The 14,972-nt window shown below is 42.4% G+C and carries 20 protein-coding genes; 13 read left to right on the top strand and 7 right to left on the bottom strand.

The window, feature by feature from the left end; genetic code table 11:
- The first annotated feature begins 117 nt into the window (after positions 1 to 117).
- Positions 118 to 702, top strand: a complete 585-nt coding sequence (locus tag ACFQZS_RS09880) for an RNA polymerase sigma factor (RefSeq protein ID WP_377099728.1) — start codon at positions 118 to 120, stop codon at positions 700 to 702.
- 143 nt (positions 703 to 845) lie between these two features.
- Here the strand turns inward: ACFQZS_RS09880 and ACFQZS_RS09875 are convergent, their stop codons facing one another.
- Together ACFQZS_RS09875 and ACFQZS_RS09870 are read right to left on the bottom strand one after the other, a co-directional pair.
- The gene (locus ACFQZS_RS09875) at positions 846 to 1,283 is read right to left on the bottom strand and encodes a tail fiber domain-containing protein (protein WP_377099726.1); all 438 of its coding nucleotides are present in this window, start codon (positions 1,281 to 1,283) and stop codon (positions 846 to 848) included.
- 76 nt (positions 1,284 to 1,359) lie between these two features.
- A complete protein-coding gene (locus ACFQZS_RS09870; protein WP_377099724.1) occupies positions 1,360 to 1,686 on the bottom strand; it encodes a hypothetical protein in 327 nt (108 codons plus the stop codon).
- Between the two features lie 304 nt (positions 1,687 to 1,990).
- Between ACFQZS_RS09870 and ACFQZS_RS09865 the strand changes: the two genes are divergently transcribed.
- Complete coding sequence (locus ACFQZS_RS09865) at positions 1,991 to 2,185, top strand: hypothetical protein (RefSeq protein WP_377099722.1); 195 nt, start codon at positions 1,991 to 1,993, stop codon at positions 2,183 to 2,185.
- Between the two features lie 87 nt (positions 2,186 to 2,272).
- Positions 2,273 to 3,025 (top strand): endonuclease III, encoded by a 753-nt coding sequence (gene nth, locus ACFQZS_RS09860; protein WP_377099720.1) that lies wholly within the window; start codon positions 2,273 to 2,275, stop codon positions 3,023 to 3,025.
- A 42-nt stretch (positions 3,026 to 3,067) separates the two neighbouring features.
- Here nth and ACFQZS_RS09855 read toward each other — a convergent pair whose 3' ends face one another.
- On the bottom strand, positions 3,068 to 3,508 hold the full coding sequence (locus ACFQZS_RS09855) for a c-type cytochrome (protein WP_377099718.1): 441 nt from the start codon (positions 3,506 to 3,508) through the stop codon (positions 3,068 to 3,070).
- Positions 3,509 to 3,511: 3 nt separating this feature from the next.
- On the bottom strand, positions 3,512 to 4,762 hold the full coding sequence (locus ACFQZS_RS09850; RefSeq protein ID WP_377099716.1) for a PQQ-dependent sugar dehydrogenase: 1,251 nt from the start codon (positions 4,760 to 4,762) through the stop codon (positions 3,512 to 3,514).
- Between the two features lie 227 nt (positions 4,763 to 4,989).
- Between ACFQZS_RS09850 and ACFQZS_RS09845 the strand changes: the two genes are divergently transcribed.
- On the top strand, positions 4,990 to 5,343 hold the full coding sequence (locus ACFQZS_RS09845; protein ID WP_377099714.1) for a winged helix-turn-helix transcriptional regulator: 354 nt from the start codon (positions 4,990 to 4,992) through the stop codon (positions 5,341 to 5,343).
- Positions 5,344 to 5,389: 46 nt separating this feature from the next.
- Here the strand turns inward: ACFQZS_RS09845 and ACFQZS_RS09840 are convergent, their stop codons facing one another.
- The gene (locus ACFQZS_RS09840; protein ID WP_377099712.1) at positions 5,390 to 6,514 is read right to left on the bottom strand and encodes a bile acid:sodium symporter family protein; all 1,125 of its coding nucleotides are present in this window, start codon (positions 6,512 to 6,514) and stop codon (positions 5,390 to 5,392) included.
- A gap of 341 nt (positions 6,515 to 6,855) precedes the next feature.
- Here ACFQZS_RS09840 and ACFQZS_RS09835 point away from each other — a divergent pair, with 341 nt between their 5' ends.
- From ACFQZS_RS09835 to ACFQZS_RS09810, 6 genes are all read left to right on the top strand, one after another.
- The gene (locus tag ACFQZS_RS09835) at positions 6,856 to 7,179 is read left to right on the top strand and encodes an ArsR/SmtB family transcription factor (protein ID WP_377099710.1); all 324 of its coding nucleotides are present in this window, start codon (positions 6,856 to 6,858) and stop codon (positions 7,177 to 7,179) included.
- Positions 7,180 to 7,206: 27 nt separating this feature from the next.
- Positions 7,207 to 7,635: an SRPBCC family protein gene (locus ACFQZS_RS09830; RefSeq protein ID WP_377099708.1), complete on the top strand. Its 429-nt coding sequence runs from the start codon at positions 7,207 to 7,209 to the stop codon at positions 7,633 to 7,635.
- 118 nt (positions 7,636 to 7,753) lie between these two features.
- The gene (locus ACFQZS_RS09825) at positions 7,754 to 8,101 is read left to right on the top strand and encodes a YciI family protein (protein ID WP_377099706.1); all 348 of its coding nucleotides are present in this window, start codon (positions 7,754 to 7,756) and stop codon (positions 8,099 to 8,101) included.
- A 14-nt stretch (positions 8,102 to 8,115) separates the two neighbouring features.
- Positions 8,116 to 9,360, top strand: a complete 1,245-nt coding sequence (locus ACFQZS_RS09820; RefSeq protein ID WP_377099704.1) for an RNA polymerase sigma factor — start codon at positions 8,116 to 8,118, stop codon at positions 9,358 to 9,360.
- 85 nt (positions 9,361 to 9,445) lie between these two features.
- Positions 9,446 to 10,450, top strand: coding sequence for an NAD(P)H-dependent glycerol-3-phosphate dehydrogenase (locus ACFQZS_RS09815; protein WP_377099703.1), 1,005 nt, complete (start codon positions 9,446 to 9,448; stop codon positions 10,448 to 10,450).
- A 21-nt stretch (positions 10,451 to 10,471) separates the two neighbouring features.
- Positions 10,472 to 10,846: a hypothetical protein gene (locus ACFQZS_RS09810; RefSeq protein WP_377099701.1), complete on the top strand. Its 375-nt coding sequence runs from the start codon at positions 10,472 to 10,474 to the stop codon at positions 10,844 to 10,846.
- 155 nt (positions 10,847 to 11,001) lie between these two features.
- Here ACFQZS_RS09810 and ACFQZS_RS09805 read toward each other — a convergent pair whose 3' ends face one another.
- The gene (locus ACFQZS_RS09805) at positions 11,002 to 12,879 is read right to left on the bottom strand and encodes a DEAD/DEAH box helicase (RefSeq protein ID WP_377099699.1); all 1,878 of its coding nucleotides are present in this window, start codon (positions 12,877 to 12,879) and stop codon (positions 11,002 to 11,004) included.
- A gap of 129 nt (positions 12,880 to 13,008) precedes the next feature.
- On the opposite strand from ACFQZS_RS09805, the gene ACFQZS_RS09800 reads away from it, so the two are divergent.
- Genes ACFQZS_RS09800 through ACFQZS_RS09790 form a run of 3 tightly spaced genes read left to right on the top strand, consistent with a single transcriptional unit; the run spans position 13,009 to position 14,417 of the window.
- Entirely contained in the window at positions 13,009 to 13,863 is an 855-nt protein-coding gene (locus ACFQZS_RS09800) for an alpha/beta fold hydrolase (protein ID WP_377099697.1), read from the top strand.
- Between the two features lie 45 nt (positions 13,864 to 13,908).
- On the top strand, positions 13,909 to 14,142 hold the full coding sequence (locus ACFQZS_RS09795; RefSeq protein WP_377099696.1) for a hypothetical protein: 234 nt from the start codon (positions 13,909 to 13,911) through the stop codon (positions 14,140 to 14,142).
- Positions 14,127 to 14,417 (top strand): type II toxin-antitoxin system RelE/ParE family toxin, encoded by a 291-nt coding sequence (locus ACFQZS_RS09790; protein WP_377099695.1) that lies wholly within the window; start codon positions 14,127 to 14,129, stop codon positions 14,415 to 14,417. The genes ACFQZS_RS09795 and ACFQZS_RS09790 overlap by 16 nt, the downstream gene beginning before the upstream one ends.
- Here the strand turns inward: ACFQZS_RS09790 and lspA are convergent.
- Positions 14,409 to 14,936, bottom strand: a complete 528-nt coding sequence (lspA, locus tag ACFQZS_RS09785) for a signal peptidase II (RefSeq protein WP_377099693.1) — start codon at positions 14,934 to 14,936, stop codon at positions 14,409 to 14,411. The genes ACFQZS_RS09790 and lspA overlap by 9 nt on opposite strands.
- Positions 14,937 to 14,972 lie beyond the last annotated feature (36 nt).

Genomic DNA, 14,972 nt, shown 5'->3' with positions numbered 1-14,972 from the left:
AAAGTGAAATTTGTTTTATTTGATGTACGTAATTAACTAATTGAGAGGAGATCAGTCTATAGAATAAACTATACTAACAAAATTTAAGCTAATTAATTTAAAGTAGTAGTAATTTCTATGGATTTTCAATTGCAAAGTGACCAGGATCTAATCCATCTGTACATAAACGGCGAAGAGGGAGGACTTGTTGAGCTTATCCGCCGTTATCAAACCAAAATTTACACTTCCATCTATCTCCTTGTTAAGGATGATTTTTTGGCTGAAGATATTTTTCAGGATACCTTCATCAAGGTTATTAACACCTTAAAAGCCGGGAAGTATAACGAGGAAGGTAAGTTTTTACCGTGGGTAACCCGCATTGCGCATAACCTGGTTATTGACCATTTCCGTCGCGAAAAACGTGCGCCTATGGTGAGCAACGGCGATGACTTTGATATTTTTGAAGTGTTAGGCAACTATGATGAAAGCATGGAAGACCGCATGGTGCGCCAGCAAACGCATAAGGACCTTAAATCGTTAATACAGTTGCTTCCGTCAGAACAAAAAGAAGTTTTAATTATGCGCCACTTTGGCGATATGAGCTTTAAAGAAATAGCCGACATTACTGATGTTAGCATCAACACAGCACTTGGCCGTATGCGTTACGCTTTGAACAACCTGCGCAAAATGATGCTTACAAAAGAGTTGAGCCTTAAGAACTAAGATTAATACATTGTGATTTGCGAGATATGAGCAACCCCGGTAAACGAGGTTGCTTTCTCGTTTTTAGCCGTGCTTGGTTGTTTTTGAAACCAGGCCAACAAAAAACCCCGGTTTCCCGGGGCTACTAAAACAAAACTAAAAACTTACTTTTTAAGGGCCTGTATCTCGGCGCGCAGCTTTTCAATTTCGGCCTGCTGCTCTTTAACCGCGCCTACCAACAGGGGCACTATCTTTTCCAGATCAACCGTGCTTACAGTGACGGCACGCTGGTTGTTTTTACCGGCGGTATACCATTTTGCATCAGTGCTAACGGCGCTTGGCAACACCTGCTTAACATCTTCGGCTATAAAACCATATTGGGTTCCGGCGGGCAGGTTTAACTGCTTAAACTCTTCGCGGTTAAACTGGTAAGTAACCGGCTCCAGGCGCGACAAGGCCGCTAAAGAGTTGCTTACCGGCGTGGCGTTTTTCTTGATGTCTTTATCAGATACCTGCTGCGCGTTGCTTGCTGAGGTATTAATTACTAAAAATAATGCGGCTATTACAGGCATAACAAAGCCTGATTTGATATATGAATTCATGTGTCTTTAATGTTTAATAATAAAAATTGATCATGCAGCTATAGGGTGCATGATTTAGTTTAACAAATGCTATTTATTAAACACTAAAGTTGGGCGGGGGCGTTGGCACGGGTGGGCACCAGTTATAATGGCGCTGAGATGTTTCGCGGGGATAAAGTGTTACTTTGGCAAATACAGGCACCGGCATAAAAGCATTTTCATGATGGGTGGCCCAATACTCTTTTACTTCAACCTGTTTAGCCTCGCTGCTTTCGCTGTTTTCGCTTGCTTGCTTTTCTGCCTGCGGCGCGCTAATCATCACTTTTATATGCGAACACAAAGAAATAGCAGAAATACCTGTTTTCTCCATCAGACAAAACAGGCATAAAAAAACAAATAAGTACTTAACTTTTGAAAGCTTCATGCTTATAATTGATGCTGCAAATTTAACAAAATACCACTACTAACATCATACTTAAACAACAAATTACCTATATATATTGTTCTTTTTTATTAAAAAAATCATACTACTAGGGGCGTCACCCTCTTATTGTATCCTCCTATTGTTGAGGCATATTTTTTACAGCCAAAAACAGCCTGTTTTACAGCATTGGCAGAGCTGAAAAAAAAACTTCAGAAATTTCATTAAAATTTCATCTTGCGTAAAATAATTGAAACACCACACCGTTATAAATCGTATAATTACTTAACTGATCAAATAAATGCTTATGGGTGAAACCTTTACTTTTTTAAAAACTATCGACAACCAAAGCGAGGAGGAAAAAATGAGTACTACAGAAAGTTTAAATGCTGATGACCTGCTCTTTTATCATTCGCTTCGTGCAGATCTTGAACTTTTAGCTAAAAAGCCAAAGCTGCAAACCATCCATTACCTGCTTGATTATTCAAGAAGTCTTAGGTAAGAAGGTCAAAAGATAGCATTGGGTCCGGAGATGGTGCATTCATGTCCGGACTTTTTTTATTTTAGCGCTCCGGTTTAATCCGCGATTATGCTACGCTCAGAACGTTACCGCCATTTTATTGAATACTTCTCAAAAAATCAGCCCGATGCCGAAACCGAACTGCATTATGGCAATCCCTTTCAACTGCTTATAGCAGTTATTCTTTCTGCCCAATGTACTGATAAACGTATTAACCAAATAACGCCGGCGCTATTTGAACGCTTCCCCACGCCCGAGAGCCTGGCGGCATCCAGCGTGGAGGAGATCTTCTCGTACATACGCAGCGTAAGCTATCCTAACAACAAGGCCAAACACTTGTTGGGCATGGCCAAAGTTTTACTAAATGATTTTAACGGCGAAGTGCCCTCTGAAATTGACGACCTGCAAAAAATGCCCGGTGTTGGTCGCAAAACCGCCAATGTTATCGCTTCAGTTGTTTATAATGCTCCTGCTATTGCGGTAGATACCCACGTGTTTAGGGTGGCTGACCGTATTGGCCTTACCACCAACGCGCGCACGCCGCTTGCCGTAGAAAAACAGTTAGTAAAATATCTCCCCGGTGACACCCTTGCCATAGCACACCACTGGCTTATTTTGCATGGGCGCTACATTTGTGTGGCCCGCAGCCCCAAATGCGAAATATGCCCTTTAACCTGGTTTTGCCGCTATTACGAGCGTACACATACAGAAAAAGCTTTGTTAAAGGCTGAAGCTTTAAAGCAAAAGAAAGCCGCCGTTGCCAAAAAGCAGAAAGCGCTCAAGGCAATTGAGAAAGAGCTGATAAAAAGGAGCAATCCTTAAATATCGAATTATGAATAATGAAGTATTGTTTGAAATTCGAAGTTACTTTTTGCCTGCCCTTACCGCCTTTACTTCAGCCGCGGTAACAGCACTTGCCTTATTACCAAAGCTATTGCGCACGTAGGTTAATACATCGGCAACCTGTACATCTGTTAGTTGCACTTGTGGCGGCATGATATTAGAATACCGCTCACCGTTTATTTCAATGTCTTCGCTAAAACCATTTAATACAATGCCTATTAATCTGCTTTTGTCGCCTAATATAAAGGAAGTTTTAACTAATGGAGGATTCATCTTTGGCACTCCTCCGCCATCGGCCATATGGCAGGGCAGGCAGGTATTGGTATAAACCTCTTTACCCTTATTTAGCGTTGCGGCCGCAGGAGGCCGGGTGGGCGCAGGCTTTTTAACCTGCGCTTTACTATTGCCGGCCCAAACCGAAAAAATTATCACCAGCAATACTCCGGCTATTCTTGTATTCATTATTTATTTCTGGTAGCTGATCTTGTAAATGAATCCTTTGCTGTCATCGCTTACATAGATGGAGCCATCATTTGCCTGTGCCAGGCCAACCGGGCGATGCTCTGCCCTGCCTGCTGCTTTTTGCTCCGCAGTTCCTGCAAAACCGTTAGCAAAAATTTCCCATTGTCCGTCAGGCCTTCCATTTTTAAATGGCTGAAAAACAACAAAAAATCCTTCTTGAGGCTCTGGCGCCCGGTTCCATGATCCGTGGAATGCTATAAAAGCACCATTTTTATATTTAGCAGGAAACTGGTTGCCTGTATAAAACATTAAGCCAACAGGCGCTAAGTGGCCCGGATAACCTACTACCGGTTTAAGGTATTTAGGATCAGCTTCCTTTTGCCCATCGCCTCCATACTCGGGGCCCATCATGTTCTTTTGTTTCTGATGATCATAATAAACATACGGCCAGCCTGCATTATCGCCTTCTTTTAAAGCAAACATAGCTTCTGATGGCAGTTCGGCCGATTGCTTGGCTGTATAAAGTTTGGGGAACAAAACGGTAAGCAAGTCGCGCCCATGCTGCATAACAAACAGTTGATTGGCTTGCTGATTCCAGTCAAGCCCTACAACGTTACGTAAGCCCGAAGCGAATTTAACACCGTTAGATTGTTTCTGATTAAGCTTGTCTGTTCTGAACCGCCAAATAGCCCCTGCCGAGTCTAAGATAGGGCAGCCTTTTTTATCGGGATCAAGCTCTGAACATATATTTGAATAAGCGCCTATGTTTACATACATGTTACCCGCGTTATCAAAAGCCATAGCTTTATCCTCATGCGTTCTTTTTGATACCAGGCCGCTAACCACCACTTCGGGGGCATCGGGGTTGGTTACTTCGCTATTAGCATTCAGTTTATAACGGTAAACTGTGGTGTTGGAGGAAGCATACAGGTAGCCATTGTTTATGCGTAAACCTGTACCGCCAAAATTGCCAAAACTGGTTTTAACATCAGCCTTAGCTGTTCCGTTATCATGCAATACAACTATACCTTTGCCGTTTTGCGGGCGTGCCAAATGGACGTAAATATCATTTTGTGGGGTAACAGCTATGTGCCTTGCGCTGCCAATATTTTCTGCAATGGCAGTAGCTTTAAAACCTTGTGGCAGGGTAAGGCCCGCATTATCAGCCGCGCCTGTGCCTAATATTTTGAATGATAATAAACCGCCGATGGCTAAAACAGAGACGCAGCATCCCCAGAAAATATTCTTGTTCATATAAGTTGATTGGTAGGTAAAATTAGCCATAAAGCAACTGATAAAAAATTGCCCTTTGCTAATAAATAAGTTAGCTTTGAATAACAGGACTATTGATACGAAATTTTTACGATACGCAAACTTTCTAAAGCATTATGTTTTATAGCTTTATCGCCATCGCAAAAATAAAGGATTTTAGCCTTGTTTGCCATTAAACCGATTGATTCATTTTTATTAAATAGTGTTGTATGTCTGAGAGAAAATTAAGTTCCACCAATTTCCAGAATCAAACTTTTCTGGAAGAAAAATGCGCCCTTAACGAGTTGCTTTATTTGCTGAGCAAGCGCTGGATGACCGAGGTTTTATTCAGTATTGAGGAGGGACATAACCGTTTTACCAGCTTAAAGGAAGACCTGGAGTTTATTAGCGACCACATTTTAGCCGACAGGCTGAAAGTATTAGAGCAGCATGAGCTTATCCACAAGCATCATTTATCAGGCCCGCCGCCAAAAACTGAATATACGCTTACCGAAAAAGGTACAGAACTAAGTGAGTTGCTGGATTCTATATGCAAATTTGCCGAACATAAAATGCGTTTTTAAAGCATTTTAGTCCGGCAAACTCTTTTTTTAATATTTCTATTTCTTCTTAGTGCTTGGTAACGGTATCATGCTTTGCTGCCTCAACAGAAGCATCGTCCAGCTTTTTACCGTGCCAGTACGAGGCCAGTATGGAACCGGTAATATTCATTAATGGGCTGAATATAGCAGGCGCTAAACCCACTGTTGCCATTTTGCCCATGCTTTGAGCAATACCTGTTGCCAGACCACCATTTTGCATACCCACCTCAATAGCCATAGTGCGGCAGTCGCGCTCATTCATTTTGAACAGTTTGCCAGACCAATAACCGAAGGTATAACCGCAAAGATTATGTACAAGTACCAATAACAGCAATAACGGGCCTATAGTTAACAGGTTTTTATTACCTGCTGCTACTATAATGGTAATAATTACTACAATACCAGCCATTGATATGATTGGCATAATAACGTCGATAATTTTTTGCTGCTTTTTAAAGATGGCGTTAAAGATCAAACCTGCACCAATTGGCAGTATCACCATTTTAACAATTTCCCACATCATTTTTGTAACCTCTATTTTAACAAAGGCTCCTGCCAACCAACCCATTAATAACGGAGTTACAAATGGCGATAATAAAGTAGAAACAGCGGTAATGGTGATAGATAATGCAAGATTGGCTTTTGCCAGGTATGATATTACGTTGGAAGCCATACCATTGGGTGAGCATCCTATTAAAACAATACCTGCAGCTATTTCTACCGGCAGGCCACTAACTTTTGCCAATAGAAAACCAACGCCCGGCATAATAATAAAGTGACTTACAACACCTATAAGTACGCCCCGTGGATTTTTAACAACGCCTACAAAATCTTTAACCCCCATGGATGTACCCATACCAAACATAATTACCTGAATTAGTGGTATCAATAACAGGGATAATTTAAAATCGCCCCAGTTAGTAAAAAACGCCGGGTAGTAAAGCGCGGCCACGGTTGATGCGAATATTAATATGGTATAAGTGAATCTTCCGAGTGCGGCGTTCACCTTTACACCTATTGCCAATAACAGAAAAAATGCAATAAATGCCGGACCGGCATTTGCGCCGTTTCCGCCAAAGGCCATAACAACACCTGTTATAAGGGCTATTGCTGCTGCGCCCAAAGCCGCTTTGTAAATAGAGTTATTTTTCAATTTAAATTAATTTGGTTAAAAATTGGTGCAATCGTTTGCGGGTATCAGGGTTTAAGTAACGTTACGCGCCCTAAAATAGTACATACAAACTATCGCAAATTAATACAATTGGTTTATCCCGCAGTTAACACGGAATTTGTCGTTGCCAAAAAAACAAATTTTATCGCTTAAATCATAATAAAAGCGGCACTAAATATGTGCCTTATAGAAATGTTACAATGCTGTATTGCCCCTGCTGCAATTACATTTAAAACTGACGATTATTTATTTTAAATAATATTTTGCGTAACCGAGTGATTACATATATATTTGTAACCGATCAGTTACTAATTTAAACACTCATGAGACGAGACGTATTCCAGGCCATTGCCGACCCTACGCGGCGCGAGATAATAGGCATGTTATCGCAGCAAACGCTTAACCTTAACAACGTGGCCGATCAGTTTAAGATAAGCCGCCCCGCCATATCAAAGCATATTAAAATTTTAACAGAGTGCGGGCTTATTACCGTTACAAAGCAGGGCCGCGAGCGCTACTGCCATGCGGAACTTAAACAGTTGAAACAAGTTGCCGACTGGACAGCGAAATACCAAAAATTCTGGAACGAAAAATTAGACGCTTTAGGTGACTTTTTGGCTAAGGAACAGGAAAACAAAAATCAATAACAAGCTATTAAAATAAACACTACAGTTATGAAAACAGAACCTTTTATAATTGAACGCACTTACGATGCGCCGGTAAATGCAGTTTGGCAGGCCCTTACTGATAAGGTAAAAATGAAAGCCTGGTATTTTGATGTTGATGATTTTAAGCCGGAGCTAGGCTTTACCTTTCATTTTTGGGGTGAGGACAAAGGTGTACGTTTTGAACACGAATGCGAGGTTACTGAGGCAGTTTTTGAACGCAAAATTGCCTACAGCTGGCGCTACCCGGATTATCCGGGAAATTCGCTGGTAAGCATCGAGCTCTTTGACGAAGGGCATCAAACTAAGGTAAAACTAACGCACTCAGGCATAGAGAGCTTTCCGCAGGATAATTCATCATTCGCGAGAGATAGTTTTGCTAAAGGATGGACCTATATTCTGGGAACGAGTTTAAAGGATTATTTGCAAGCCCACTAGATCTTCCTTAAGGGGAGACTTTATAATTGTATCTTGGTATATAAAAATTTTGATGGTGTTGTCCAATTTAGTCGGTGTAAAGCGTCATTGGGTTATTAACCTTTAAAACTCTAAAAACATGAATGAATTCTTATTGATCTTTCACCGCGACGCGAACTTCGACGCGCAAATGACCCCGGAACAGTTACAAGCCATTACACAACCCTGGATGGACTGGATGGGTGGCCTTGCCGCCCAGGACAAACTAGCTAACCCGGGCAACCGCCTTAACCCGGATGGCAAAGTATTAAGACCGGATAATATAATTACCAATGGCCCTTATGTTGAGGTTAAGGAAACTATTGGTGGCTATACTATTATTCGCGCGTCGTCTTTAGACGAGGCAGTGGAGCTTTCAAAGGGCTGCCCTATTATAGCCACCGGTGGCTGCGTTGAGGTTAGGCAAATTATGCCGATGCAACGCTAAGCATCAAACTACTTATGGATCACGAAGCAATTCTATCCGGCTTATTTCGCACCGAGCACCGCAAGATCACCGCGGTGCTTGTGCGTTATTTTGGCTTTGAGCACATTGAAACCGCGGAAGACATTGTTAGTGAAACGTTTTTATCAGCATCAGAAAACTGGAGAATAAAGGGCCCGCCAGAAAACCCCGCTGCGTGGCTGTACACTGTTGCAAAAAACAAGGCCAAAGACCATTTAAAAAGGGATGCAATTTTCAATCAGAAAGTTCAGCCTGCTCTTCAAAACGAGCAACATTTTAATGACGAACGGGAAATAGATCTATCAGAAAAAAACATCAACGATAGTCAGCTGCAAATGATGTTTGCCATTTGTCAGCCTGTTATACCCACTGAAGCACAGATAGGTTTGGCTTTACGCATACTTTGCGGTTTTAGTATTGATGAAATTGCAGACGCCTTTCTAACCAACAAAGAAACCATTAACAAGCGCCTGCACCGGGCCAAAGAAAAACTAAGAACGCTTAAAGTAAAAATTGCTTTCCCCGCAGGTAACGAGATAGACAAAAGACTTGAAACGGTTTTGCTCACCCTGTATTTGCTGTTTAATGAGGGCTATTATTCTAATAACGGCAATACTAATTTGCGCAAGGAACTGTGCCTGGAAGCTATGCGGCTTAATTATCTTTTAATAGAAAACAGTCAAACAGATGTACCGGCAGTGAATGCCTTATTCTCGTTGATGTGCCTGCACGCGTCGCGCTTTGATGCGCGGACGGATCAGCAAGGCGAGATCATTTTATATGACGACCAGGACAGTAGCTTATGGAATGATGAATTGATAACCCGGGGCACCAATTACCTGGTACGGGCCGCTCATGGCGACCAACTGAGCCGTTATCACATTGAAGCGGCAATTGCTTACTGGCATACCCGCAAAACACCATCGCCCGAAAAATGGGAGAGCATATTACAGTTGTATAATAAGTTGCTGATAATGGAGTACTCGCCAATGGCGGCCCTTAACCGCACGTATGCACTGGCCAAAGCAAAAGGCAACGCTGCTGCCATTATTGAAGCCGAAAAACTTACGCAACTGACAGGCAATCCGCTTTACCACTCGCTTTTGGGCCACCTTTACAAAGAGATTGATAACGCGCAGGCTTTGCTACACCTCAACTCCGCATTGAAGCTTACAAAGGTTCGGTCAGAAAAAAACCGGATAGAGAAAAACATAATCGCTTTAAAGCAACTTATGCATTAATAAGGTTGCAGGCGCAGGCATAGTGCTTAACATACGTCCGCAATACATATGCACAATTTTTTGTTACTTTGCCCGGGACATATTAATGCAAAAGCAAAATAAAATACTGGTTGTTGGCGGAGGTAGCTGGGCTACGGCCAACGTTAAAATGCTAACTGATAACATTACCCCCAAAGAAATTTTTTGGTGGATGCGTAATGCCGAAGCTGTTGAGCATATTCATAAATTTGGCCATAACCCTAATTACTTAAGTTCTGTTGAAATAAAAGTTGCTCCCCAAAACATTTCGGGCAATTTACGCGACCTTATTACAGGTGTCGACCTGGTATTACTCAATGTGCCGGCGGCGTTTTTAAAGGAAGCGCTGGCAGATATAACGGCCGAAGATCTGAAAGGCAAAAAGATCATATCGGCAATTAAGGGTATAGTGCCTGATGAGAACCTTATTATATTTGAGTATCTTAAAAAAGCCTACGGCATAACAACAGAAAACTTTGCCGTTTTGAGCGGCCCCTGCCATGCGGAAGAAGTAGCTTTAGAGAAACTATCTTATCTTACCGTAGCCTCTGGTGATGCTGATTTTGCAGCGGAATTTGCGGGGATGATAAACACCCGCTATATTAAAACCATTACGTCTGACGATATATGGGGCACCGAGTATGCCGCGGTGTTAAAAAACATATATGCTATTGCCAGCGGCATTTGCCATGCGGTGGGTTATGGGGACAACTTTCAATCCGTATTAATATCTAATGCCATACGCGAAATATTGCGTTTTGTGGATGTTGTTCACCCTATTGATCGTGATATAAAAGAATCTGCTTACCTGGGTGACCTACTGGTTACCGCTTATTCGCAGTTTAGCCGTAACCGCACTTTTGGTAATATGATAGGCAAGGGCTATACGGTTAAATCGGCCCAGCTGGAAATGAACATGATAGCTGAAGGTTATTATGCAGTAAATTGCCTACACCAGATCAACAAACAATACAAGGTTAACATGCCCATTTGCGAGGCTGTTTATGCTATTTTATACGAAAAACGCTCCCCTGTTTTTGAAATGAAGCAATTGGCAGAGAAATTGTGTTAGTGTGTTATAAATAACACTACCATGAAAAATGCTTTTAAAATAGCTTTACTGTCGGCAGCCGTTTTTGTTGCTGCAGAAAGCACCACTTTTGCCCAGGAGAAAAAACCCGTAACCAAACAAATTGGAAAGGCCGCTAAAGATGTGGGCAATGCAACCGCAACTGCGGCCAAAGATGTAGGCAATGCAACCGCTACCGGCGCTAAGGCTGTTGGCCAAAAAACTTCTGAAGTTGCATCTAAAGGTGCAGCCGCCGTTGCTAACAATCGCTACGAGGGCCATTGGGCACTAACCGGGGAGTTGGTTTACAGCGACGAGTATGGCAGGTACTTTTATGTCGACAAGAAAGGCCATCGCCAGTTTATTACCAAAGCGCAAATGAGGACAACTAAGCCATAACAGGTTTAAAACCTTTATCACCATGAAAACCTACGCTTTAATAGCCATTCACATAATTACAGCAGTTCTTTTAGTGAGCTGGATGTAGTCAGTTATAAAATGAAAAAGCCCGCCAATAATTATCAGCGGGCTTTTCATTATAAAAAAAACTAAACTTAAAAACGTCTTCTGCGTTCCGGTCTGTCTTCGCGGCGTTTGCCGGAGAAGTCGCGGAAACCGCCGCTACCTTCACGTCTTTCACCGCCACGGTAACCACCGCCGGCATTGCCTTCCCGTTGTTCACCGCCACGGTATCCGCCTTCGCGTCTGTCGCCGCCTCTGAAACCACCTTCGCGATTTCCGCCACGGTAGCCGCCTTCACGACGATCGCCGCCGCTACGGGTACTGCTGGTGCCTTCGCCAGATATTTCTATCCTAACTTCGCGACCCTGAAAATCAGCGCCTTTAAAGCCTTCCTGCGTTTTGGCAACATCATCATGCGGTACTTCAAAGAAAGAGTATACACCTTTAACATCTATCTTACCTACAGTTTTGCCGCTTATTTTAGCAGTATTGCAGATATAACCTAATAGGTCGCCGCGGCTAAAGCCGTCAACAGAACCCAGGTTAATAAACAAACGGGTAAACTCACCACGAGCTCCTTCACGGGCAAATCGCTCACCACGTTCGCCGCGCTCAGGCCTATCACGGCCGATACGGTCGTCAGCAGGTGCATTCAGATCCGGTGCATTCTTGTAATACTCCAGGAAACTGTTAAACTCTAATGAAGCAAAACGTTTTATGATATCTTCCTTGCTCAGATCAGCAAACTCATTCATAATACGCGGAATGTATTGCTCTATCTGCTGTTCGTTCACTTCAACATTATGCACTTTGTGTATCAGCGCGAATAGTTGTTTTTCGCAAACATCAAATCCTGTTGGGATCTCTGCTTTAACAAACTTCTTACCTATAACACGCTCAATCTGACGAATCTTGCCTAACTCTTTAGAGTTAATGATAGCGATAGAGATACCTGTTTTACCAGCACGGGCTGTACGGCCGCTACGGTGGGTATAATTCTCAATCTCATCAGGCAAGGAGTAATTAATAACGTGCGTTACGTCGTTAACATCAATACCACGCGCGGCAACGTCAGTAGCAATTAATAATTGCAGGCTGCGCTCGCGGTAGCGTTTCATTACTTTATCACGTTGTTGTTGTGATAGGTCGCCGTGTAAAGAGTCGGCATTGTAGCCGTCTTTTATCAGCGCCTCAGCAATTTCCTGCGTTTCAATTTTGGTACGGCAAAATACTATACCGAAGATCTCAGGGTTAAAATCAACAATACGCTTAAATGCTGCGTATTTATCCCGGGCACGCACTACGTAATACTCGTGTTCAATATTGGCGTTGCCTGTATTTTTTTCGCCCATGGTTAACTCAAAAGGGTTATCCATGTATTTTTTGGCGATGCGCCTTACTTCAGAAGGCATGGTGGCCGAGAACAGCCAGGTTTTTTTCTCGTCTGGCGTAGTTGACAGGATATTGTCTATATCTTCCTGAAAGCCCATATTGAGCATTTCATCAGCTTCATCCAATACTACATACTGCACCTGCGAAAAATCAACCGCTTTACGGTTAATAATATCTAACATACGGCCCGGTGTGGCTACAACAATCTGCACGCCGCGTCTAATTTGACGTAACTGATCAGAAATGCTTGCACCACCATACACGGCAACAACGTGTACGTTGTTCATGTTTTTGGCGTAGTTTTTAATGTCGTTAGTAATTTGCAAACAAAGTTCGCGCGTTGGGCACAGAATAAGCGCCTGGGGATGATTTTCTTCGAAATCCAACAGTTCCAAAAGTGGAAGGCCAAAGGCAGCAGTTTTACCGGTCCCGGTTTGGGCTAATCCGACAAAATCGTTGCTGCCTGTAAGCAATACCGGGATTGACTGTTCCTGGATTGGAGTAGGGTTTTCAAAGCCTAACTCAGAGATGGCATTAACAATATCATGACGGATTCCCAGATTAATAAATGGGTTCATGATTTAAAATAACGTATCTGGCTACATCGCCAAATCGGGCGCAAAGGTAGGGTTATTATTCCGTATTTCAAAGGGGCGCGGCAATGTGTGTTTAGTATGACATTAAGTATATTTACAAAAAGAAAGACCATGCCTGTTAAATCACTCCCTTTAATTGCCCTTGCAATGTTGCTGTCGTTAACAATATTTGCTCAAAACCCGGTTGTAAAATATGGTGATAATGGGCTCGCGGGCAATTATGCGCCCATCAAGGGCTTTAACATGTACTATGAAATTTACGGCAGCGGCGAGCCTTTGCTATTTATACATGGCAATGGCGGCTCAATGAAATCATTTGAGAACCAGGTAGCCTATTTTTCTAAAAAGCACAAAGTGATACTGGCAGATAGCCGCGCGCAAGGAAAGTCTACAGATACCAAGGACTCACTAAGCTATGAAATGATGGCCGATGATTTTAACGCTTTGCTTGACTATTTAAAACTTAAACAAGCTTACGTGGTGGGTTGGAGCGATGGTGGCATCAACGGCCTTTTGTTAGCAATGCGCCATCCTGATAAAGTTAAAAAGCTGGCGGCAACCGGCGCCAATTTATGGCCTGATACAACCGCCTTACACCCCTTTGTTTATAACGATATTTTGCAAACAGATAAACAACTGCTTGATTCGATGAAAAAAAGCCGCAAAGCGCCGGGGGTTAGGAACGCCTATAAGGTTAACCATATGCTGCTTGTGCACCCGCATATAAAGCCGGAGCAATTACATAAAATAACTGTTCCGGTATTGATAATAGGCGGCGATCATGAAGCCATCCCGGTACAACATACAGCATTGATTGCCGAAGCCATCCCTAACTCCTATTTATGGATAATTCCAGCATCGGGCCATTCAACGCCTGTTTATCAAAAGGATTGGTTCAATGCACTTATAGATGGCTTTTTTACTGAACCATATGTTAAGATTGAAGGGAAGGCCCGGTATTATTAGGACGGGTTAGTTGATTTTTTTATGTTTTATTCTGTATTTTTGAGTATGGACATTCAGGCAGAAAAATTAAGTCTCATAAAATGGCTTGTAGACATGAACGAGCCTTCGGTGCTAACCAAATTTATAGCGCTAAAAAACGATCAAACTAAAGACTGGTGGGATCAGATTAATGAGGAAGAAAAAGCTGAGATAGAAGAAGGCATAGCAGAAGCTGACAGAGGTGATGTATTTTCGCATGAGGAAGTTATGGCTAAGTATCAGCAATGGCGTTCAAAATAGTCTGGACTAAACGAGCTGAAAAAGGCTATCATAACATCGTCAGATACCTTCAGGATAACTGGTCTGACAGAGAAATCAAAAACTTTATTTCTGACACAGAAAGTTTTTTTGCAACACTTTCATCACATCCCGAGATACTGCAAAAATCTAATCAAAAAAATTTATATCGCGGTCCGATAAATAAATTAACAATTCTTACTTATCGCGTACAGTTTCGTAAAAAACAAATAGAGCTAATCAATATACGAGGTGCTCGTCAAAAACCCTTACGTTAGCTCCTCACCTGCCAAATCCGGCTTCAACAACCCGCTATCCTTTTTATTGTAAGCAATAAACAACCCAATAACACCGGCCGTTACACAAATATCGGCAACGTTAAAAATGCCCGTGCGGATATTACTTACGCCCATATTCATAAAATCAGTAACGTGGCGGTCGTAAACAATACGGTCAATTATATTGCCTAATCCGCCGGCTAGGATGAGGCAGAAGGAAAATAATTTAAGAAACCCGAGTTTATTTAACTGCCTTACTACATACACAAACAACACTATTAATATGGCCAGCGGCACCATGCTTAATAACCAAAAACTAAGCACTTTTGGTAAGCTATCGCCCAGGCCCAGGGCAGCACCTGTATTTTCGGCATATTCAAACCTGAAAGTATCGTGAAGGTAGGACCGCGGTTCCTGGTACATCAGGTGTTCTTTAGCCAGCTGCTTGGTCACCCTGTCGCAGCCTATAAAAGCCGTACAGCCAACACAAAAAAACAATACTCTTATCCAGGTTTTCATATAGTCGGTCTAAGCAGCTAAACAATAAATCCGAAA

It is taken from the genome of Mucilaginibacter calamicampi (assembly GCF_042676765.1).
Taxonomy (GTDB): Bacteria; Bacteroidota; Bacteroidia; order Sphingobacteriales; family Sphingobacteriaceae; genus Mucilaginibacter; species Mucilaginibacter calamicampi.
This window is presented reverse-complemented; position numbering and strand designations above follow the sequence as displayed.

What these genes read in the sequence shown, in the direction of transcription:
- ACFQZS_RS09820 (WP_377099704.1), top strand. Translation starts at nt 8,116, where the DNA reads ATGGATCACGAAGCAATTCTATCCGGCTTATTTCGCACCGAGCACCGC.
- ACFQZS_RS09815 (WP_377099703.1), top strand. Translation starts at nt 9,446, where the DNA reads ATGCAAAAGCAAAATAAAATACTGGTTGTTGGCGGAGGTAGCTGGGCT.
- ACFQZS_RS09870 (WP_377099724.1), bottom strand. Translation starts at nt 1,686, where the DNA reads ATGAAGCTTTCAAAAGTTAAGTACTTATTTGTTTTTTTATGCCTGTTT.
- ACFQZS_RS09825 (WP_377099706.1), top strand. Translation starts at nt 7,754, where the DNA reads ATGAATGAATTCTTATTGATCTTTCACCGCGACGCGAACTTCGACGCG.
- ACFQZS_RS09855 (WP_377099718.1), bottom strand. Translation starts at nt 3,508, where the DNA reads ATGAATACAAGAATAGCCGGAGTATTGCTGGTGATAATTTTTTCGGTT.
- ACFQZS_RS09800 (WP_377099697.1), top strand. Translation starts at nt 13,009, where the DNA reads ATGCCTGTTAAATCACTCCCTTTAATTGCCCTTGCAATGTTGCTGTCG.
- lspA (WP_377099693.1), bottom strand. Translation starts at nt 14,936, where the DNA reads ATGAAAACCTGGATAAGAGTATTGTTTTTTTGTGTTGGCTGTACGGCT.
- ACFQZS_RS09795 (WP_377099696.1), top strand. Translation starts at nt 13,909, where the DNA reads ATGGACATTCAGGCAGAAAAATTAAGTCTCATAAAATGGCTTGTAGAC.
- ACFQZS_RS09850 (WP_377099716.1), bottom strand. Translation starts at nt 4,762, where the DNA reads ATGAACAAGAATATTTTCTGGGGATGCTGCGTCTCTGTTTTAGCCATC.
- ACFQZS_RS09805 (WP_377099699.1), bottom strand. Translation starts at nt 12,879, where the DNA reads ATGAACCCATTTATTAATCTGGGAATCCGTCATGATATTGTTAATGCC.
- ACFQZS_RS09875 (WP_377099726.1), bottom strand. Translation starts at nt 1,283, where the DNA reads ATGAATTCATATATCAAATCAGGCTTTGTTATGCCTGTAATAGCCGCA.
- ACFQZS_RS09830 (WP_377099708.1), top strand. Translation starts at nt 7,207, where the DNA reads ATGAAAACAGAACCTTTTATAATTGAACGCACTTACGATGCGCCGGTA.
- ACFQZS_RS09845 (WP_377099714.1), top strand. Translation starts at nt 4,990, where the DNA reads ATGTCTGAGAGAAAATTAAGTTCCACCAATTTCCAGAATCAAACTTTT.
- ACFQZS_RS09865 (WP_377099722.1), top strand. Translation starts at nt 1,991, where the DNA reads ATGGGTGAAACCTTTACTTTTTTAAAAACTATCGACAACCAAAGCGAG.
- ACFQZS_RS09880 (WP_377099728.1), top strand. Translation starts at nt 118, where the DNA reads ATGGATTTTCAATTGCAAAGTGACCAGGATCTAATCCATCTGTACATA.
- ACFQZS_RS09790 (WP_377099695.1), top strand. Translation starts at nt 14,127, where the DNA reads ATGGCGTTCAAAATAGTCTGGACTAAACGAGCTGAAAAAGGCTATCAT.
- ACFQZS_RS09810 (WP_377099701.1), top strand. Translation starts at nt 10,472, where the DNA reads ATGAAAAATGCTTTTAAAATAGCTTTACTGTCGGCAGCCGTTTTTGTT.
- nth (WP_377099720.1), top strand. Translation starts at nt 2,273, where the DNA reads ATGCTACGCTCAGAACGTTACCGCCATTTTATTGAATACTTCTCAAAA.
- ACFQZS_RS09835 (WP_377099710.1), top strand. Translation starts at nt 6,856, where the DNA reads ATGAGACGAGACGTATTCCAGGCCATTGCCGACCCTACGCGGCGCGAG.